Annotated in this window: 16 protein-coding genes and 1 tRNA gene; 9 read left to right on the top strand and 8 right to left on the bottom strand. The window is 70.4% G+C overall.

Features of this window, described 5'->3' with window-relative positions:
* Positions 1–14: 14 nt before the first annotated feature.
* Together ACGFWE_RS29745 and ACGFWE_RS29740 are read right to left on the bottom strand one after the other, a co-directional pair.
* Positions 15–2543 (bottom strand): ABC transporter permease, encoded by a 2529-nt coding sequence (locus ACGFWE_RS29745; protein ID WP_393602904.1) that lies wholly within the window; start codon positions 2541–2543, stop codon positions 15–17.
* Positions 2543–3313 (bottom strand): ABC transporter ATP-binding protein, encoded by a 771-nt coding sequence (locus ACGFWE_RS29740; RefSeq protein WP_352388246.1) that lies wholly within the window; start codon positions 3311–3313, stop codon positions 2543–2545. Before ACGFWE_RS29740 ends, ACGFWE_RS29745 begins: the two co-directional genes overlap by 1 nt.
* A 386-nt stretch (positions 3314–3699) precedes the next feature.
* Here ACGFWE_RS29740 and ACGFWE_RS29735 point away from each other — a divergent pair.
* A tRNA-Leu gene (locus ACGFWE_RS29735) sits at positions 3700–3783 on the top strand.
* A 47-nt stretch (positions 3784–3830) separates the two neighbouring features.
* On the opposite strand, the gene ACGFWE_RS29730 is transcribed toward ACGFWE_RS29735, so the two are convergent.
* Entirely contained in the window at positions 3831–4091 is a 261-nt protein-coding gene (locus ACGFWE_RS29730) for a hypothetical protein (RefSeq protein ID WP_328782245.1), read from the bottom strand.
* A gap of 739 nt (positions 4092–4830) precedes the next feature.
* Positions 4831–5211, bottom strand: a complete 381-nt coding sequence (locus ACGFWE_RS29725; protein WP_352388243.1) for a helix-turn-helix transcriptional regulator — start codon at positions 5209–5211, stop codon at positions 4831–4833.
* A gap of 232 nt (positions 5212–5443) precedes the next feature.
* Here ACGFWE_RS29725 and ACGFWE_RS29720 point away from each other — a divergent pair, with 232 nt between their 5' ends.
* The 6 genes from ACGFWE_RS29720 to ACGFWE_RS29695 all read left to right on the top strand — a co-directional run bounded on the left by ACGFWE_RS29720 (position 5444) and on the right by ACGFWE_RS29695 (position 11203).
* The gene (locus tag ACGFWE_RS29720) at positions 5444–5659 is read left to right on the top strand and encodes a hypothetical protein (protein WP_352388241.1); all 216 of its coding nucleotides are present in this window, start codon (positions 5444–5446) and stop codon (positions 5657–5659) included.
* Positions 5660–5711: 52 nt separating this feature from the next.
* Complete coding sequence (locus ACGFWE_RS29715) at positions 5712–5930, top strand: hypothetical protein (protein ID WP_007382551.1); 219 nt, start codon at positions 5712–5714, stop codon at positions 5928–5930.
* 107 nt (positions 5931–6037) lie between these two features.
* Positions 6038–7963 carry a hypothetical protein gene (locus tag ACGFWE_RS29710; RefSeq protein WP_393602901.1) on the top strand — a complete coding sequence of 642 codons (1926 nt, stop codon included), beginning with the start codon at positions 6038–6040 and terminating at the stop codon, positions 7961–7963.
* A 194-nt stretch (positions 7964–8157) separates the two neighbouring features.
* Positions 8158–8832, top strand: a complete 675-nt coding sequence (locus ACGFWE_RS29705; protein WP_352388237.1) for a hypothetical protein — start codon at positions 8158–8160, stop codon at positions 8830–8832.
* Positions 8833–8988: 156 nt separating this feature from the next.
* Positions 8989–10164: a 4-hydroxybenzoate 3-monooxygenase gene (locus ACGFWE_RS29700; RefSeq protein WP_393602899.1), complete on the top strand. Its 1176-nt coding sequence runs from the start codon at positions 8989–8991 to the stop codon at positions 10162–10164.
* Between the two features lie 148 nt (positions 10165–10312).
* A complete protein-coding gene (locus ACGFWE_RS29695) occupies positions 10313–11203 on the top strand; it encodes a Bax inhibitor-1/YccA family protein (RefSeq protein ID WP_352388233.1) in 891 nt (296 codons plus the stop codon).
* 74 nt (positions 11204–11277) lie between these two features.
* Here the strand turns inward: ACGFWE_RS29695 and ACGFWE_RS29690 are convergent, their stop codons facing one another.
* Positions 11278–11508 (bottom strand): DUF4287 domain-containing protein, encoded by a 231-nt coding sequence (locus tag ACGFWE_RS29690; protein ID WP_020120819.1) that lies wholly within the window; start codon positions 11506–11508, stop codon positions 11278–11280.
* A 104-nt stretch (positions 11509–11612) separates the two neighbouring features.
* Between ACGFWE_RS29690 and ACGFWE_RS29685 the strand changes: the two genes are divergently transcribed.
* Positions 11613–11924, top strand: a complete 312-nt coding sequence (locus ACGFWE_RS29685) for a hypothetical protein (RefSeq protein WP_352388231.1) — start codon at positions 11613–11615, stop codon at positions 11922–11924.
* 22 nt (positions 11925–11946) lie between these two features.
* On the opposite strand, the gene ACGFWE_RS29680 is transcribed toward ACGFWE_RS29685, so the two are convergent.
* The 3 genes from ACGFWE_RS29680 to ACGFWE_RS29670 form a co-directional block, all read right to left on the bottom strand.
* Positions 11947–12729, bottom strand: coding sequence for a hypothetical protein (locus ACGFWE_RS29680; protein WP_352388881.1), 783 nt, complete (start codon positions 12727–12729; stop codon positions 11947–11949).
* A gap of 285 nt (positions 12730–13014) precedes the next feature.
* A complete protein-coding gene (locus ACGFWE_RS29675) occupies positions 13015–14235 on the bottom strand; it encodes an acetyl-CoA C-acetyltransferase (RefSeq protein ID WP_352388229.1) in 1221 nt (406 codons plus the stop codon).
* Positions 14236–14394: 159 nt separating this feature from the next.
* Complete coding sequence (locus ACGFWE_RS29670; RefSeq protein WP_352388227.1) at positions 14395–15450, bottom strand: SGNH/GDSL hydrolase family protein; 1056 nt, start codon at positions 15448–15450, stop codon at positions 14395–14397.
* 161 nt (positions 15451–15611) lie between these two features.
* On the opposite strand from ACGFWE_RS29670, the gene ACGFWE_RS29665 reads away from it, so the two are divergent.
* Positions 15612–17000 (top strand): cystathionine beta-synthase, encoded by a 1389-nt coding sequence (locus tag ACGFWE_RS29665; protein WP_352388225.1) that lies wholly within the window; start codon positions 15612–15614, stop codon positions 16998–17000.
* Positions 17001–17334: the final 334 nt, after the last annotated feature.

Raw genomic sequence — 17334 nt, 5'->3', positions numbered from 1 at the left:
ACGGCCGGCTCGGCTCACTCGGCCTTGATCGCCGCCAGCATGTTCATGCGGGCCGCTCGGCGGGCCGGCCACAGGGCGGCGAGGATGCCGACCGTCGCCGCGAGCAGCAGGAAGACCGCCATCCGGGCCCAGGGCAGGACGAGTTCGTACGTGGCCATCTTCGTGCCGAGGAGCTCACCGGCCGCCCAGCCGAAGAAGACGCCCAGGCCGATGCCGAGGACCCCGCCGAACAGGGAGATGACCAGGGACTCCAGACGGACCATCCGCTTGATGCCCTTGCGGTCCAGGCCGATCGCGCGGAGCATGCCGATCTCCTGGGAGCGCTCGAACACCGACATCGCGAGGGTGTTGATGACCCCGAGGACCGCGACGATCACCGCCATCGCCAGGAGGCCGTAGAGCATGTTCAGCATCAGTGTGAACATCTGCGCGATGGAGTCGGACAGGTCCTTCTTGTCCTGGACCTTGATGGCCGGGTTGGAGCCGAGGGCCTTCTCCAGCCGGTCCTTGGCCGCGTCGGAGGCGCCGTCGGACGTCTTCAGCATGACCTGCATGTCGGACAGGTCGCTCAGGTGCGGACTGAGCGTCGCGGTGTCGAGCATGATGCCGCTGATCAGCTCGTTGCCCTCGTAGACCCCGGCGACCGTGAGCTTCTGCGCCTTGCCGTCCTCGTAGTGGACGGTGAAGGTGGAACCCGCCTTCCAGCCGAAGGACTTGGCCCTGTCCTTGTCCACGACCACCTCGCTGCCGCCGACCTTGAACGCGCCGTCGTCCATCTTGAGGTCGGTCAGCTCACCGATCGCCGAGCCGTTGACGCCCGTCAGGTACTCGGTCTCGCCGTCGATGCGGGAGGCCGCGTTGCGCAGCGGGCTGACGGCGGTGACGTCGTCGACCTTCGCCAGCTTCTTCTCGACGTCCGCCGAGAGTTCGTTGCCGTTCGCCATGGAGACGACGTAGTCCGCCTTGACGGCCGCCGACGCCATCTTGTCGATCGACTTCTGGAGACTGCCCGCCATCACCGTCATGCCGGTGATCAGAGTGAGGCCGATCATCAGCGCGGAGGCCGTGGCGGCCGTACGGCGCGGATTGCGCACCGAGTTCTGGCGGGCCAGCTTCCCGGAGACGCCGAACACACGCAGCAGCGGGGCCGCGGCCGCGATCAGCGGGCGGGACAGGAGAGGGGTGAGGATGAAGACGCCGATGATCAGCAGGACCGCGCCCATGCCCATGGGAGCCTGGCCGTCCGAGCCCTCCATGGTCGTCGCGGCCAGGATGACGGCGACCCCCGCCCCGCTGAACAGCGCGCCCAGCGTGTTGCGCAGCACCAGCGACTTGGTGGTCGCCTTGGCGTGCACACTGCTCATCGCCGCGACCGGCGGGATCTTCGCGGCCCTGCGGCCCGGGAGCCAGGCCGCCAGCATGGTGATCAGGACGCCGACCGCGAGAGCCGTGCCCACCGTGCCCGGCGTGATGATGAGCGGTCCGTCCGGGACCGTCGCCCCGAGCGTGCCCATCAGCGACCTGAGCCCGGCCCCGATGCCGATGCCGGCCACGAGACCCGTCACGGCGGCGATCAGGCCCACCACGAACGCCTCGATCAGCACCGACCGCGTGACCTGCCTGCGAGACGCGCCGACCGCCCTGAGCAGGGCCAGCTCCTTGGTGCGCTGGGCGACCAGCATGGTGAAGGTGTTGGCGATGATGAAGGTGCCGACGAACAGCGCGATGCCGGCGAAGACCAGCAGGCCCTGCTTGAGACCGGCCATCGAGGAGGAGATCAACTCGGCCTGACTGTCGGCGAGTTCCTTCCCGGTCTCGGTCTCCACCAGATTGGCGGGGAGCGCCTTGTCCAGCGCCGCGCGCAGCGCGGTCTGGGAGGTGCCGGAGGCCGCCTTCACGTCGATCTCGTCGTACGTCCCCGGCTTGCCGAACAGTTTCTGGGCGGTGGCCGTGTCGAACAGCGCGAGGCTGCCGCCGGCGGCGACATTGCCGTCGTCGGTGGTGAAGATGCCGGTGACGACCGGCTTGAGGACCGGGCCGTCGACCGAGATGCGTACGGTGTCGCCGACCTTGTAGCCGGCCCGCTTCGCGGTCTCGGAGTCGATCGCGACCTGGTTCGCGCCGTGCGGCGCGGCGCCCTCGGCGAGCGGGTACCGGGGGTCCTTGTCCCCGTAGTAGTTGCCGCCCTGCGACTGGAAGCCGCCGCCGACGAGCTTGCCGTCCTTGTCGGCGATGGCGGTGAAGCCGCTCACCACGCCGATGGCGTTCGCGGCGCCCGGAACCCCGGCGCTCTTCTCCAGCAGCGCCTGGGTCAGATCGGGGTTCTTCCCGATCGTGTTGCCCTTGTCCTCACGGGACTTGGCGGTGACGGCGACGTCGACCTGGTCGAAGCCCTTGGCCGAACTCTTCTGGAAGGCCTCGGAGATGGTGTTGGTGAAGACGAGGGTGCCGGACACGAACGCCACGCCGAGCATCACGGCGAGCACGGTCATGAGCAGTCTGGCCTTGTGCGCGAGTACGTTGCGCAGGGCGGTGCGGAACATCAGGAGGTGCGGCCCTTCGCGTCGAACTGCTTCAGGAAATCAAGCACGTTGTCGGCCGTGGGCTTGTACATCTCGTCCACGATCCGGCCGTCCGCGAGGAACACCACCCGGTCCGCGTACGCCGCGGCCACCGGGTCGTGGGTCACCATGACGACCGTCTGCCCCAGCTCCCGGACCGAGTTGCGCAGGAAGCCCAGGACCTCGGCGCCGGCGCGCGAGTCGAGGTTTCCGGTCGGCTCGTCACCGAAGATGATGTCGGGCTTGGACGCGAGAGCCCGGGCGACGGCGACGCGCTGCTGCTGGCCGCCGGAGAGCTGGGCGGGGCGATGGCTGAGGCGGTCCCGCAGCCCGACCATCCCGATGACCGACTCCAGCCACTGCTTGTCCGGCTTGCGGCCGGCGATGTCCATCGGGAGGGTGATGTTCTCCAGGGCCGTCAGGGTCGGCAGCAGGTTGAACGCCTGGAAGATGAAGCCGATCTTGTCCCGCCGCAGCTTGGTCAGCTGCTTGTCCTTCAGGGAGCCCAGCTCGGTGTCGCCGATGCGGACCGAACCGGAGGAGAAGGTGTCGAGGCCGGCCACGCAGTGCATCAGCGTGGACTTGCCGGAACCGGACGGGCCCATGATCGCGGTGAACTCGGCCTGGCGGAACTCGACGGTGACCCGGTCCAGGGCGACCACCTGGGTCTCGCCCTGTCCGTAGATCTTCGAAAGATCCGTGGCGCGTGCGGCCACGGTGGTGGGCCGGCCGGCGACGGTTGTGGTGGTCACGGGATGGAACTCCTAGCGGGACGACATCGTTGAAGGACGTCTTCCATCGTGGTCGCCGGATCCCGTCGTGTAGTCAGCCGCAGTTCTGGTTCCGAAGGCAGACTTCGGAGGGACCGCGCCGCTCGGTGTCATACCTGGGGATGACGGCGGCCCCTGGGGCATGCGCGAAGAACAGGTGGAGCGTCCTCGTTCGGGCGGTGAAATTCCGTCATTCCGCATGCGCGGCCGGGTGCCGCGCGTAACGCTATTGGCAAGTGCGGATGGCGTGTTCCACGGTCTGATGCACCCTCAGGCGCCAATAAAATAAGACAACATCGGTCCGCCCGTCCGCTGTTCGGGGGATGTATCCCGATAGGCTCGGAACCTCGACGCGGAGCCCATGGCCTGCCCGGATGGTGGAATGCAGACACGGCGAGCTTAAACCTCGCTGCCCCTTCGCGGGCGTGCCGGTTCAAGTCCGGCTCCGGGCACTTTTCCGCCCACGCGAGTTCTCACGCGTGGGCCGGCCGTCCTGTCGTCAGCCCTCGTAGACGGTCAGTACGGCACCGTCGATCTCGATCCGGCGGCCGGCGCGCAGGCCGTCGCGGCGCAGTGTTCTCAGACAGGTGTGGAACAGGGGCAGCTCGTCCGCGTCCAGGACGGCGGCGGCCAGTTCCACGAGTTCGGTCACTGACTGATCGGTCAGTACCTCGGGCAGCTCACCGGAGAGCAGAACGACTGATTCTCCGGCGGGCCCGCGGACCACGGCCGTGGCCGGCCCGCCATGCACGAACAACACATTCCCCCCTGGGAGCCCGGGGTCGTACGGCTCTCGCTCCTCGGGCAGGACGAGAGACTAGCGGGGGAGTCCGGCACTTTCGGGCACAGTCGAATTCTTTTTCCGACTCCTCGGAAGAGTGAACATCCGCGGTCGCGGAGCGCCGGGACCGGCTTCCGGACGGTCACTTGGGGGGCGCGGGGTGTGGGGGGTTGCGCGCTTGGGGTGGTCTCGGAAGACGCGGGCGCGGGGGGCGTGCGTGCAGGGCGGGCCGGCGCGGATCCGGTGGCATGCGGCGTCGGGGGCGCAGGGCGCCGGTGGGGTGTGGGCTCGGGGTTGAGGAGGGTCCTCCTCGGGGGGTGGGCCGGGCTTCGGGTGGTCGCTTGTGCGGTGCGGGCGGCGTGAGCCTTACGGGCTGGGGCCGCAGGGGCGCGCGCGGCGGGTTGTTGGAAGGCCGGCGCCGAGGCGGGCGGGCTCCAGGTGGCCGTGTGCGCGGCGCGGAGCCGGTCCCTCGGGGGCGCTCGCGGGGTACGGCCTCAGGCGGGCGGGGCGGTCTCCGGTGGTCGCCCGCGTGGTGCGGGGGCCGAAGCGCGGCCGGGTGGGGTGGCTCGAACGGCCGCTCGGCGGCGTCCGGGTGGGCGTGGCGCCGGGGTGGGTCGGCTGGGAGCCCCGCCTGCGCTGTGCGGAGCCGGGAGCCTCGCCGCGTGGGCCGGGTCCGGACGGCCGCCCGCCCGCCCGGCGTGGGGGCGGGGGCCGGCGGCTACTTCTTGGGGGTGCGGTCCAGCAGGGACTCAACAAGGGCGGCCACGTGGCGGCGGTCGTCGGGTGAGAGTTTCTGGAGGCTGGCGATCAGGAGGTCCACCTCGGGGTCGGCCGGGTGGGCGACGGTGCCGGCCGGGGTGCCGTACACGTGGATGCCGCAGGCCTCCGCGGCGGCGCGGCGGACGGTGTCCAACGGGAGTTCCAGGCCCTTGGACAGTCCCTCCAGGGTCGTCGACTGGGGCATGCGGACGACGCGGTCGGTGGTCGCCAGGTGGTGGACGGTGGAACGCGGGATGCCGCCGCGGCGCGCCACGTCGCCGTAGGACCAGCCCTTGCGGTCCAGGCGCTCACGGATCAACTGCTGGAGTGCGTTGGCCACGGGTGGGTCACTTCCTGCTCGCCGCTCGGCGGAACCGTCCATGTCGGGGCCGATTCTACGGGCGGCCCCACCCGCCGCCGAAAGGGTGATTCCCCGAACGGGTTGCGCAGTGGCCCCACGAGGCCCTAGTGTCCAATCTCGTTGGACAGCACGTCCGACCAAGTTGGACAGAGTGTGGGGGGAACCTGACTCGGTCCGACCGGAAATGCCCATCCCTGAGGGGGAATTGATCATGATGGACGCTCACGAGCTCGAGGCCGAGTCCGCGGAACTGCTGCCCGGCCGCGAGGCCCTCGGCCGTCTGAAGTTCAGCTTCAACAAGACGACCAACGTCACCAAGCACATCGCCAACGTCGAGGCCCACAACTCGTCCCTGGCCGTCAACGACCACTCCCTGGCCTCGGCCGCCGCCTCGCAGGCCGGCCAGAACATCACGGTCACCCAGTAACACCCGCGCACCACCTCGAACCCGATCCGCATCACCTGAAAGGACGTCCGACATGAGCATGGACATGCACGAGCTGGAGACCGAGTCCGCCGAGCTGCTGCCGGGCCGCGAGGCCCTGGGCCGTCTGAAGTTCAGCTTCAACAAGACGACCAACGTCACCAAGCACATCGCCAACATCCAGGCGGACAACCAGTCCGCGGCGCTCAACGACCACTCCTCCTACTCGGTCGCCGAGTCGCAGGCCTCGCAGTCGATCGTCGTCAAGCAGTAGCGCCGGCGTGATCCGGCCGTCGGGGTGGGCCGCCCGTACCAGCGGTGCGGTCCACCCCGACGGCCGTGCCAGGGGGGAAGCGGGGAGGACGTGGGGGGAGACCACATATGACAGTGCTCGGAGACGGGCCCCCGACGCTGTGCGACCCGGGGCCGGTGCCCGGGCCGGGCGGCTGGCCGGTGACGTACGAGCAGGTGGCGACGGGCAGCCTGCCGGTCGTCGACCAGCGGCTCGTGCCGCGGCTGAGCGCGGGACTGCGACTGCACGGCGAGTACCAGGGATCGGGCTTCACCGAGCCCAAGTACATCGCCCGTCGGGGGGACGGGCAGGTCGTACAGCTGTCGCGGCTGCTGTACCTCGTGGCGTCGTCCGTGGACGGCGAACGCGACACCGAGTCGATCGCCCACCGGGTGAGCGCGAGATTCGGCCGCGAGGTCAGCGGCGAGAACATCCGCTTCCTGGTGGAGAAGAAGCTCGAACCGCTCGGGGTCACGGTCCCCGAGGGCCAGGAGAGCGACGAGGTCGACGCACCGCGCTCCGACCTGCTGCTCGCCCTCAAGGGCCACCGGATCATCTTCGACGAGCGGCGCACGGCACGGATCGCGCGGATGTTCGCGTGGCTGCACCGGCCGGTCGTGGTCGCGGCCGTGCTGCTCACGACCGTGGCCATGGACGTGTGGCTGTTCGGTTTCTTCGGGGCGATCGAGCCGGTCCTGGAGGTCCTCGACCAGCCGGTGCTGATCCTCATCGTCTTCGCCCTGACCGTGGCCTCGCTCGTCTTCCACGAGTTCGGTCACGCCTCCGCGTGCAGTTACGGCGGCGCCCGGCCCGGGTGCATCGGCTGCGGGATCTTCCTCATCTGGCCGTCGATGTACACGGACGTGACGGACGTGTACCGGATCGGACGCGGCGGCCGGATCAGGACCGACCTGGGCGGCGTCTACTTCAACGTGGTCTTCATGCTCGGCATGGCCGGGCTGTACTTCGCCACGGGGGAGCCGTTCTTCCTGGCCGCCGTGTATCTCGGGCACTTCGAGATCCTCGAACAGCTGATGCCGGCGGTGCGGCTGGACGGCTACTACATCCTGGGCGACCTCGCCGGGGTCCCGGACCTCTACGGCAAGATCAAGCCGATCCTGCTCGGACTGGTGCCGGGCAGGAAGGGACGGGCCGCGCGCAAAGAGGTCGCCGGGCTGAAGAAGTCGGCGCGGACCATCGTCGCCGCGTGGGTGCTCACCATGGTCCCGCTGATCATCGGCGAGATGGGCTACGCGCTGTGGAACCTGCCCCGGATCATCGCCACGATGACCCGGTCCATGGTCGAGCAGTTCTCCGGCACCGGGTCGGCCTTCGCGGACGGCCGGCTCGTCGAGGGGCTCGTCGGGGTGCTGGGCTGTCTGATGCTGCTGATCCCGATGGGCGGTGTCGTCTATCTCACCGTGAAGATCGGGGGGCGGATCCTGCGGGCCGCGAAGCGGTCCACGGCGGGGCGGCCCCGGTTGCGGGTGGCGCTGTGCGCGGTGGTCCTCGCCGGGCTGACCGGTCTCAGCTACGCCTGGACGTCCGGACTGACGCCCCAGCCGCTCCCGAAGAAGCCCCCGATCGCGCCGATCCTCCAGCCCGGGGTCTCGACGGAGGAACCACGGCCCCGGCAGGCCACGACCCCCGACGGCGACGCCTCGACGTCGGACACGGACACCTCGGCCGACCCGGCGGGCACCGGTCCCGGTGCGGGCTCACCCTCGGCGGGCCGTTCCCAGGACTCCGCCGCGCCCACCCCGGGGGCGTCCTCCGACGCCTCGACGTCCGCCGCACCGGCGTCGTCGGCGACAGCACCGGGCTCGGCGTCGGGGGGTTCCTCCCGCGGGGCGGCGTCCTCGACGCAGGGCACGTCGGCGGACCCGGAACCCTCCTCCCCCGGCACGGAACCGGCCACCCCCGTCTCGTCCCCGACCCCGTCGGAGAGCATCCCGCCCTCACCCGTCGAGACGCCGTCACCATCAGCGGCCAGCGGGTCACCGGGGGCGTCCTGAGGGGGGAAGGGCGACAACCGATCGGACGGCGGGGGGAGGACCGGTGGCCGCCTGCCGCCGTGGGCCGACCGTCCGTATCCCCGCTGCGGGCTGACAGCCCGTGTCCCCGCCGTGGGCCGACGGCCCGTATCCCACCTCCCCACACCCGCCCCCGCCCCCGCGCCCCTACTCATCCATCCACCCGAGGAGACCCCTTGAGCAGCCACCGAAAACCCCGTACCTCCAGCCCGTTGACCCGGCGTGCCGTTCGCGTGGGGCTGTTCGCCGCCGGTGTCGCCGGTGTGGCGACCGCCGTGCCGGCACAGGCCGCCACCGGCGGGCCCACCAAGGTCGCCGTCGCGTCGGACCACGTCTTCAGCCACGCCGACCGCCACGACCACACCGAGGAGAAGGACTCGTTCACCATCCGGCAGTTCGGCAAGGTGAACGCCGCCGCCGTGCGCAACCAGGCCAACGCGGTCTCCTCGGGCTGCACCGCCGACGACGACTGCCGTTCGGTCGCGCTGTCGTTCCAGATCGTCACCGTCGCGGGCGAGCACACCCGCCTGAACGCCGTGAACCTCAGCGACGCCGCCAACAAGAGCTGCACCGGCTGCCAGACCCTGGCCGGCGCCTACCAGTTCGTGGTCTCCACGCCCGCCCCGCTCACCCTCGACTCCGCCCACCGCCGCCAACTCGCCGACATCCACCGCCGACTGGACGCCCTGACCCGCTCCGACGTCCCCGCGACCGACCTGCGCACGCGCGCCGACGCCCTCGCCGCCGAGGTCAACACCGTCCTCGAGGACGCCGTGGCCCACGCTCCGAAGGGGGACGCGCAGGAGGACGTCACCATGCACCGCCACCTGGACGGCTGGCCCGGCCGCTGACCCGTCCGGCCGCCGGGCCCGCGGCAGCCTTCCGCGGGCCCGGCGGCCGCACAGACCGTTGACATCGGCAGACCTCGGGCGCAGACTCGCCACACGAAAATGAAAGAAATTTCACCAGGCGAACAGCGACCATAGAGGTCTCCGAAGGGAACGCCCGTGCGCACCACTGTCGGCATCATCGGAGCCGGCCCCGCCGGCCTCCTCCTCGCCCGGCTCCTCCACAACGCCGGCATCGACTCGGTCGTCCTGGAGAGCCGCGACCGCGCCTACGTCGAGCACCGCCAGCGCGCCGGGATCCTGGAGCAGGGCACGGTCGACGTGCTGCGCGCGGCCGGCGCCGGGGAGCGCATGGACCGCGAGGGACTCCCGCACGACGGCATCGAGCTGCGCCACGACAGGAAGCGCCACCGCGTCGACTTCCCCGCCCTCACCGGCGGCCGGTCCGTGATGGTCTACGCCCAGACCGAGGTCTGCAAGGACCTCATCGCCCTCCAGCTCAAGGACGGCGGCCCGCTGCTGTTCGAGGCGGAGGCCCTGGCCGTCGAGGGCGCCGACACCGACACCCCGCGCGTCCGGTTCCGGCACGAGGGGCGCGAGGACGTCCTGGAGTGCGAGTACGTCGTCGGCTGCGACGGCTTCTGGGGAGTGGCGAGGAAGGCGATCCCCGCCGAACTGACCCAGGTCTTCGAACGGACGTACCCCTTCGCCTGGCTCGGCATCCTCGCCGACGTCCCGCCCTCCCACGACGAACTCGTCTACGCCCGCCACGACCGCGGCTTCGCCCTGCTTTCCATGCGCTCCCCGTCCGTCTCCCGCCTCTACCTCCAGGTCCCGGAGGGCACGGACGCCGAGAGCTGGGGCGACGAGGAGATCTGGGACGAACTCGAGCGCCGCTTCGAGACGGACGACGACTGGAAGCTCGACAGGGGACCGATCACCCAGAAGTCGGTCACCCCGATGCGCTCCTACGTCCACGAGCCCATGCGCCACGGCCGTCTCTTCCTCGCCGGCGACGCGGCGCACATCGTCCCGCCCACCGGCGCCAAGGGCCTGAACCTCGCCGTGGGGGACGTCGTGACCTTCGCGAGGGCACTGACCCACCAAAAGGAGACCGGTTCGGCCGAGCACCTCGACGCGTACTCGGAGACCTGCCTGCGGCGGGTGTGGCAGGCCGAACGGTTCTCGTACGACATGACGAGCCTCCTGCACCGGGCGCCCGACGCCACTCCCTTCGAGGACCGGATGCAGCGGGCCCGGCTGGAGCGGATCGCCGGGTCGCGGGCCGCCGAGACCGACCTTGCCGAGGGCTACACCGGCTTCCCCTTCGAGTGAGGCCCCTCCGGTGCCGGGAATCACGCGTACGCGTAGCGTGTTGGCCAGCACATCGAGGGAAGATCCTCCTCAAGCACTAGGGTCATTCCTTTGCCTACCCATTACTCTTGAGGGCAAGGTCCACACACGGTGGCCATGGAGGAGTGAAATGAGGAGCAGCAACCCGGTCTTCTCGCGACGGGGGTTCAGCCGCGACAACGGCTACGCGGGCTTCAACACCGCGCCGCAGGCCGGGGCCGCAGCCGTGGGCACGCAGGGCAACCCCTACGCGCAGCCGCAGGGCAACCCGTACGCGACCAACCCCTATGCCCAGGACCTTCAGCAGGGCGCGCCGCCGCAGACCCCGGTGACCACCGGCCGGATGACGATGGACGACGTCGTCCTGCGCACCGGCACCACGCTCGGCATCCTGATCGTCACCGCCGCGCTCGCCTGGGCGCTGCTGCCCGTCGACGACGCCAACATCGGCCGCTCGTACGGCATCGGCATCGGTGCCGCGCTGGTCGGCATGGTCCTGGCGTTCGTGCAGTCCTTCAAGCGCAAGGCCTCGCCCGCGCTGATCGTGTCGTACGCCGCGTTCGAAGGTGTGTTCCTCGGCGTCGTCTCCAGCGTGGTCGACAACCGCATCGCGAGCGGCGCGGCCATGCAGGCCGTGATCGGCACGCTGGCGGTCTTCGCCGCCGTGCTCGTGGCGTACAAGGCAGGCTGGATCCGCGTCAACCGGCGGTTCTACGGCTTCGTCATGGCGGCCGCGCTCGGCTTCATGCTGCTGATGGTGGTCAACCTGCTGTTCGCCGCCTTCGGCGGCGGTGACGGCCTCGGCTTCCGCAGCGGCGGCCTCGGCATTCTGTTCGGCATCATCGGTGTCCTGCTCGGCGCGTGCTTCCTCGCCCTCGACTTCAAGCAGGTCGAGGACGGCATCGCCTACGGCGCCCCGCGCGAGGAGGCGTGGCTGGCCGCGTTCGGTCTCACGCTGACGCTGGTGTGGATCTACATGGAGTTCCTGCGGCTCGTCGCGATCCTCAACAGCAGCGACTAGTCCTCGACGGTCGCACGGTTCGTACGGCGAAGGGCCCCCGGTCGCAACCGGGGGCCCTTCGGCATGTGCGCAGCTCAGAAGTACCTGCGCGCGGCCCTCCTCAGGTCGTACTCGTGGATGATCGCCTTGGCGTGGCCGTACGCGAGGTTGTGTTCGTGGCGGAGCCAGCTGACCTTTTCCTCGAAGCGGAAGAGCGCCGGGCCTTCGTCGACGGTGCGGAGCCAGTCGGAGACTTCACGACCGGTGCAATGGGGGATGCGGGCGAGCATGTTGCGGTGGGTCTCCTCGGAGAGGACGTGGGACATCGGCGCCTCCGGACGCAAAGGGGATGTAAGCCGGTCCTTCAGGTCACGGTGCCTGAGCCTTCGCCCGTTGGCAACAGTCCCGGTGGGACACGTACGGTTGGCCGGTGGCTGATACTTCGCGTCTGACCCGGGCTGTGGACCACTTCGCCGACCGTCTGCGGGCCGCTCCGCAGAGCCGGCTGCAACGGGGCGCCGCCGCCGAAGCACTGGGCCTGGCCCGGGAGTTCGCCCGCCGGACGCAGGCCCTGGAGGAGCCCGGGACCGAGCCGCGCGAGATGCCGGACGTGGGCATGTTCGCCGCCGCCGACCAGATCACCGTGGCCGTGCACGACTTGGCCCTCGTCCTGACGGACGAGGGCCAAGTGGAAGAAGCACTGGAACTGGTGGCGCAGGCCCAGCGGCGTGCCGGAGTGTGACTCCCGCGCCGCAGCCCGGCTCCTACAGGGACGCTATGACCCGGTCCGCCAGGATGTAGACGTTCTCCTCGCCGCAGGCGAACGTCAGCGTGTACGCGCCCGAGACCCCCGAGCCGCCCAGCAGTACCGGGGTCTCGCCCGCGCGCAGGGCCGCGGAGAGGCGTTCGGCCGTCTCGCGGTGGCCCGGGGTCATGCAGAGCGTCGTGCCGTCGGCGAAGACGTAGACGTCCAGGGTGCCGAGGGGGCCCGGGCGGACGTCGGCCAGTTCGGTGCCGGAGGCGGCCAGTTCCTCCAGGGCCGCCACCGTGCGCTCATGGTCGCCCACGGTCGGTGAGCCGACCGGCACGAAGTCCGGGTGGGAGGGGTGACGGCGCCGGGCCGCGGCCAGTTCGGGACTCTCCCCGGCGAACTCGTCCGCGTCGGCCGAGGACTCCGACACCGACTCCAGCGGCTCCAGGCCCACGAAATCGGCCTGCCGGGGCAGGAACAGCTCACTGTCGGGCAGGCCGAGCAGCGAGGGTGCGTCGGAGGCTTCACGGGCCTCCTGGGCGGCCCAGAAGGCCCGCGCCTCGGCGAGCTCACGCTCGCGCTCCTCGGCGAGGGCCTCGGCCACGGCGGCGCGTATCTCGTCGACGTCAGCGGCGGGACGGGCGGCCGGCACGAGACCCCGTACCGAGGCGGGGTTGTTCCTGGCGAGCTCGGTGTGCAGGGCGGCGACCTGTCGGCGCAGCACCATGAGGGTGCGCAGAACAGCGACGCCCACGGCGCCCGTGGCGGCCGTGGTGACCAGCAAGGCGATCGGCATGGCGCTCACTGACGTACTCCCGGTTCAAAGTCGACCCCCGACTTCCTACATCAGCTTGAAGGGCGGACTATCCAGCTGTCAGTGCGTAACGTCACGAATCGGACAGGACTTTGGGTCCGGGGTTCGTGGTGAAACGGCTCTGAGCTGCGCAAATCCCTCTGGGGAGGGAGATAGGTCACATCCTGAGGGAGATTGGATCACAAATCGGCCCAGAACCTTGGGGTTTCCCAGGTTCTGGGCCGGAGGGTGACACTCAGTCCCCGTACGCACACGGAGAGTTGGGGATCAGCTCAGGCGCTCGATGACCATCGCCATGCCCTGGCCGCCGCCCACGCACATGGTCTCCAGACCGAACTGCTTGTCGTGGAACTGGAGGGAGTTGATGAGCGTGCCGGTGATCCGGGCGCCGGTCATGCCGAAGGGGTGGCCGACGGCGATCGCGCCGCCGTTCACGTTCAGCTTCTCCAGCGGGATGTTCAACTCGCGGTAGGAGGGGATCACCTGGGCGGCGAACGCCTCGTTGATCTCGACCAGGTCGATGTCGTCGATCGTGAGACCGGCGCGGCGCAGGGCCTGGTTCGACGCGTCCACCGGGCCCAGACCCATGATCTCGGGGGACAGACCCGAGACCCCGGTCGACACGATGCGGGCGAGCGGGGTCAGACCGAGCTCGCGGGCCTTGGTGTCGGACATGATCACGACCGCGGCGGCACCGTCGTTGAGCGGGCAGCAGTTGGCGGCGGTGACCAGGCCGTCGGGGCGGAACACCGGCTTGAGGCCCTGGACGCCTTCGAGCGTGACACCGGCGCGCGGGCCGTCGTCCTTGGAGACGACCGTGCCGTCGGGCAGCGTGACCGGGGTGATCTCGCGCTCCCAGAAACCGTTCTTGATGGCTTCCTCGGCGAGGTTCTGCGAGCGGACACCGAACTCGTCCATGTCCTGGCGGGTGATGCCCTTGAGACGGGCCAGGTTCTCGGCGGTCTGTCCCATCGCGATGTACGGGTCGGGGAGCAGACCGTCCTCGCGCGGGTCGTGCCAGGTCGTGCCCTCCTGGGCGGCGGTGGCCGCGGTGCGGGCCTGCGCCTCGTCGAAGAGCGGGTTGGTGGTGCCCGGGAGGCCGTCCGAGCTGCCCTTGGCGTAGCGGGAGACCGTCTCGACACCGGCCGAGATGAAGACGTCGCCCTCGCCGGCCTTGATGGCGTGCAGGGCCATGCGGCTCGTCTGCAGCGAGGAGGAACAGTAACGGGTGATCGTGCAGCCCGGCAGGTGGTCCATGCCCATCTGCACGGCGACGATGCGGCCCAGGTTGTAGCCCTGCTCGCCGCCGGGGAGGCCGCAGCCGAGCATCAGGTCGTCGATGTCGCGCGGGTCCAGCTCGGGGACCTTGGCGAGGGCGGCCTGGATGATCGTGGCGGTGAGGTCGTCGGGGCGCAGGTCCTTGAGCGAGCCCTTGACGGCGCGGCCGATGGGGGAGCGGGCGGTCGAGACGATCACGGCTTCGGGCATCACGGCTCCATTGGCGTACGGGGTGTTCTTCCGACTGGGCTGCTTGGGAAGTTACCCGTACGTATGGCCTGGGTCACGGGGATGACGGTGTGACCTATGTCTAAGCGCTTGCTTTCCTCGCCTCGGCCGCCCCGCCACCCCCACCCGGCCCCCCGCACCTCACACACCCGACGGACGGGGATCGCCCGGACCGGCGGTCGCGGCAGGGGTCGGCTCCGTTGCCCGCACCCGCCGCCTCCGCCTGCGCTTCAGTAGTGCCCAGGGCCCCGTCGGACCCGTCGGCATCGCGGCCGCGACCTCCGTGCCCGCCTCCGAGGCCGCCTCCGCCGCCGCCCTCGCCACCGGCAGGAAGCCCTCGCGGCGGGAGACGTCCGGACGGTCCTCGTCGGCCGGCCACAGGCTCAGGGCCGCGCACACCGTCGGCAGCACCGCCATCGCCGCCGTCGCATAACCCTCCGCCGAGGGGTGGTAGTGGTCCGGACCGAACAGCTCGCGCGGATTCGCCTCGAACTCCGGGCCCAGCAGATCGCCCAGCGACACCGTGCGGCCGCCCTGTTCCACCGCGCCGATCGTCTGGGCCGCCGCCAGCTGACGCGAGGCCCGGCGGGCCAGCCACCGCAGCGGCTGCTGTACCGGCTCGATCGTCCCCAGGTCGGGACAGGTGCCGACCACGACCTCGGCACCGGCGGTGCGCAGCCGCCGTACCGCCGAGGACAGATGCCGCACCGAACGCGTCGCCGGCATCCGGTGCGTGACGTCATTCGCACCGATCATGATCACGCAGATGTCCGGGACCCGGTCGGGGTCGGCCAGCGTCAGCGCCACCTGCCGGTCCAGATCGTCCGAGGTGGCCCCGGGGAGGGCGACATTACGGAGCTCCACCGGACGCTCCGCCACCGCAGCCAGACCGGACGCCAGCAGCGCGCCCGGCGTCTGCCCCGCCCGGTTGACCCCCTGGCCCGCGGCCGTCGAGTCGCCCAGTATGGTCAGCCGCAGCGCCGGCTCGCCCGCGGTGGCATAGACGTGGCCGTACCGGCCCTCGGCCCGCGGGACGTGCGGCGGCGTCGTGCCGTTGGCCACCTGCCGCCTGGCCAGCCGTACCTCCGCCAGCAGCAGGCCCATGGCCGCCGCGCCGGCCAGACCGATCCCGCCGCCGCCGTATGCCGCGCCGGCCGCGATCCGCCGGGCCACCCTCGCCCTCGACATGCTCGTCATACGTCGCCGCCACCTCCGTCGTACCCGCTACACCCACTCCTTGCCCCGCACGGACGGTGGCCCAATCCCCACCGGGAGTGAACGGCCGTCATGGCGCCCGATCAGGCCATAGGCTGGCTGGACCACTGGACCACTTCTTTTGCAAGCATCCGGAGACAACGGTGCAATTCCACGACTCGATGATCAGCCTCGTCGGCAACACCCCGCTGGTGAGGCTCAACAGCGTGACCAAGGGCATCAAGGCGACCGTCCTGGCCAAGGTCGAGTACTTCAACCCCGGCGGCTCCGTGAAGGACCGCATCGCCCTGCGCATGATCGAGGCGGCGGAGGAGAGCGGGGCGCTGAAGCCCGGGGGCACCATCGTCGAGCCGACCAGCGGCAACACCGGGGTCGGGCTCGCCATCGTGGCGCAGCAGAAGGGGTACAAGTGCATCTTCGTGTGCCCCGACAAGGTGTCCACCGACAAGATCAACGTCCTTCGGGCCTACGGCGCCGAGGTCGTCGTCTGCCCGACCGCCGTGGACCCCGAGCACCCGGACTCGTACTACAACGTCTCCGACCGGCTGGTGCGCGAGACGCCCGGCGCGTGGAAGCCCGACCAGTACTCCAACCCCAACAACCCGCTCTCGCACTATCACTCCACCGGCCCCGAGCTGTGGGAGCAGACGGAGGGGAAGATCACCCACTTCGTGGCGGGCGTCGGCACCGGCGGCACCATCTCCGGCACCGGCCGGTACCTCAAGGACTCCAGCGACGGCAAGGTCCAGGTCATCGGCGCCGACCCCGAGGGGTCCGTGTACTCCGGCGGGTCCGGGCGGCCGTATCTCGTCGAGGGCGTCGGTGAGGACTTCTGGCCGACCGCCTACGACCGGACCGTCGCCGACGAGATCGTCGCGGTGTCGGACAAGGACTCCTTCCAGATGACCCGCCGCCTCGCCAAGGAGGAGGGCCTGCTGGTGGGCGGCTCCTGCGGCATGGCCGTCGTCGCGGCCCTGCGCGTCGCCGAGCGCCTGGACGAGAACGGCGTCGTGGTGGTCCTGCTCCCGGACAGCGGACGCGGGTACCTCTCGAAGATCTTCAATGATGAGTGGATGGCCGACTACGGTTTCCTGGAGGACGAGGGTCCCAGCGCCCGCGTCGCCGACGTCCTCAACGACAAGGTGCACGGCGCCATCCCCTCTCTCGTCCACATGCACCCGGACGAGACGGTGGGCGAGGCCATCGAGGTGCTGCGGGAGTACGGCGTCTCGCAGATGCCGATCGTCAAGCCGGGCGCCGGTCACCCGGACGTGATGGCCGCGGAGGTCGTCGGCTCCGTCGTCGAGCGCGAGCTGCTGGACGCCCTGTTCACCCAGCGGGCCTCGCTGGAGGACCCGCTGGAGAAGCACATGTCGCCCCCGCTGCCCCAGGTGGGCTCCGGTGAACCGGTCGGCGACCTGATGTCGGTCCTCGGCTCGGCGGACGCCGCGATCGTCCTCGTGGAGGGCAAGCCCACCGGAGTCATCAGCCGCCAGGACCTGCTCGCCTTCCTCGCCAAGGGCGGGAAGTAGCGGCAAACGTCCGGTGAACCCCGGATGACGGCGGCGGACTTGCGGTTTCCTACCGTAAGGGTGGACTTCGCGGAACTGGTACGAGGGCGTCACGTCCGCGCAGCACACGCTTAACACGGGTCCGGCACATTGGTGGATGTCGGCAGGGCGGGAGCGGCTCCCCGCCCCGGCCGGCGCCGAACGTCCAAGGACCTCCGGAGCGGCTCCCGGACCTCCATGGACGCCGGACGTGAGACCTGGCCTGACCCGGTCCACGTCCCTCGCGGGGACCGCCGTCGTCCCGCCCCCCGGTAACGGGGGTGCGGCGGTCCCCGCGCATATTCTTTTCTGCTCT

Origin of the sequence: Streptomyces sp. NPDC048523 (assembly GCF_043199815.1) — a bacterium.
Taxonomy (GTDB): Bacteria; Actinomycetota; Actinomycetes; order Streptomycetales; family Streptomycetaceae; genus Streptomyces.
The sequence above is the reverse complement of the archived record's forward strand: the minus strand, read 5'-3'. Positions and strand labels throughout refer to the sequence as shown.

What these genes read in the sequence shown, in the direction of transcription:
- ACGFWE_RS29745 (WP_393602904.1), bottom strand. Translation starts at nt 2,543, where the DNA reads ATGTTCCGCACCGCCCTGCGCAACGTACTCGCGCACAAGGCCAGACTG.
- ACGFWE_RS29715 (WP_007382551.1), top strand. Translation starts at nt 5,712, where the DNA reads ATGAGCATGGACATGCACGAGCTGGAGACCGAGTCCGCCGAGCTGCTG.
- ACGFWE_RS29695 (WP_352388233.1), top strand. Translation starts at nt 10,313, where the DNA reads ATGAGGAGCAGCAACCCGGTCTTCTCGCGACGGGGGTTCAGCCGCGAC.
- ACGFWE_RS29680 (WP_352388881.1), bottom strand. Translation starts at nt 12,729, where the DNA reads ATGCCGATCGCCTTGCTGGTCACCACGGCCGCCACGGGCGCCGTGGGC.
- ACGFWE_RS29690 (WP_020120819.1), bottom strand. Translation starts at nt 11,508, where the DNA reads ATGTCCCACGTCCTCTCCGAGGAGACCCACCGCAACATGCTCGCCCGC.
- ACGFWE_RS29720 (WP_352388241.1), top strand. Translation starts at nt 5,444, where the DNA reads ATGATGGACGCTCACGAGCTCGAGGCCGAGTCCGCGGAACTGCTGCCC.
- ACGFWE_RS29675 (WP_352388229.1), bottom strand. Translation starts at nt 14,235, where the DNA reads ATGCCCGAAGCCGTGATCGTCTCGACCGCCCGCTCCCCCATCGGCCGC.
- ACGFWE_RS29670 (WP_352388227.1), bottom strand. Translation starts at nt 15,450, where the DNA reads ATGACGAGCATGTCGAGGGCGAGGGTGGCCCGGCGGATCGCGGCCGGC.
- ACGFWE_RS29710 (WP_393602901.1), top strand. Translation starts at nt 6,038, where the DNA reads ATGACAGTGCTCGGAGACGGGCCCCCGACGCTGTGCGACCCGGGGCCG.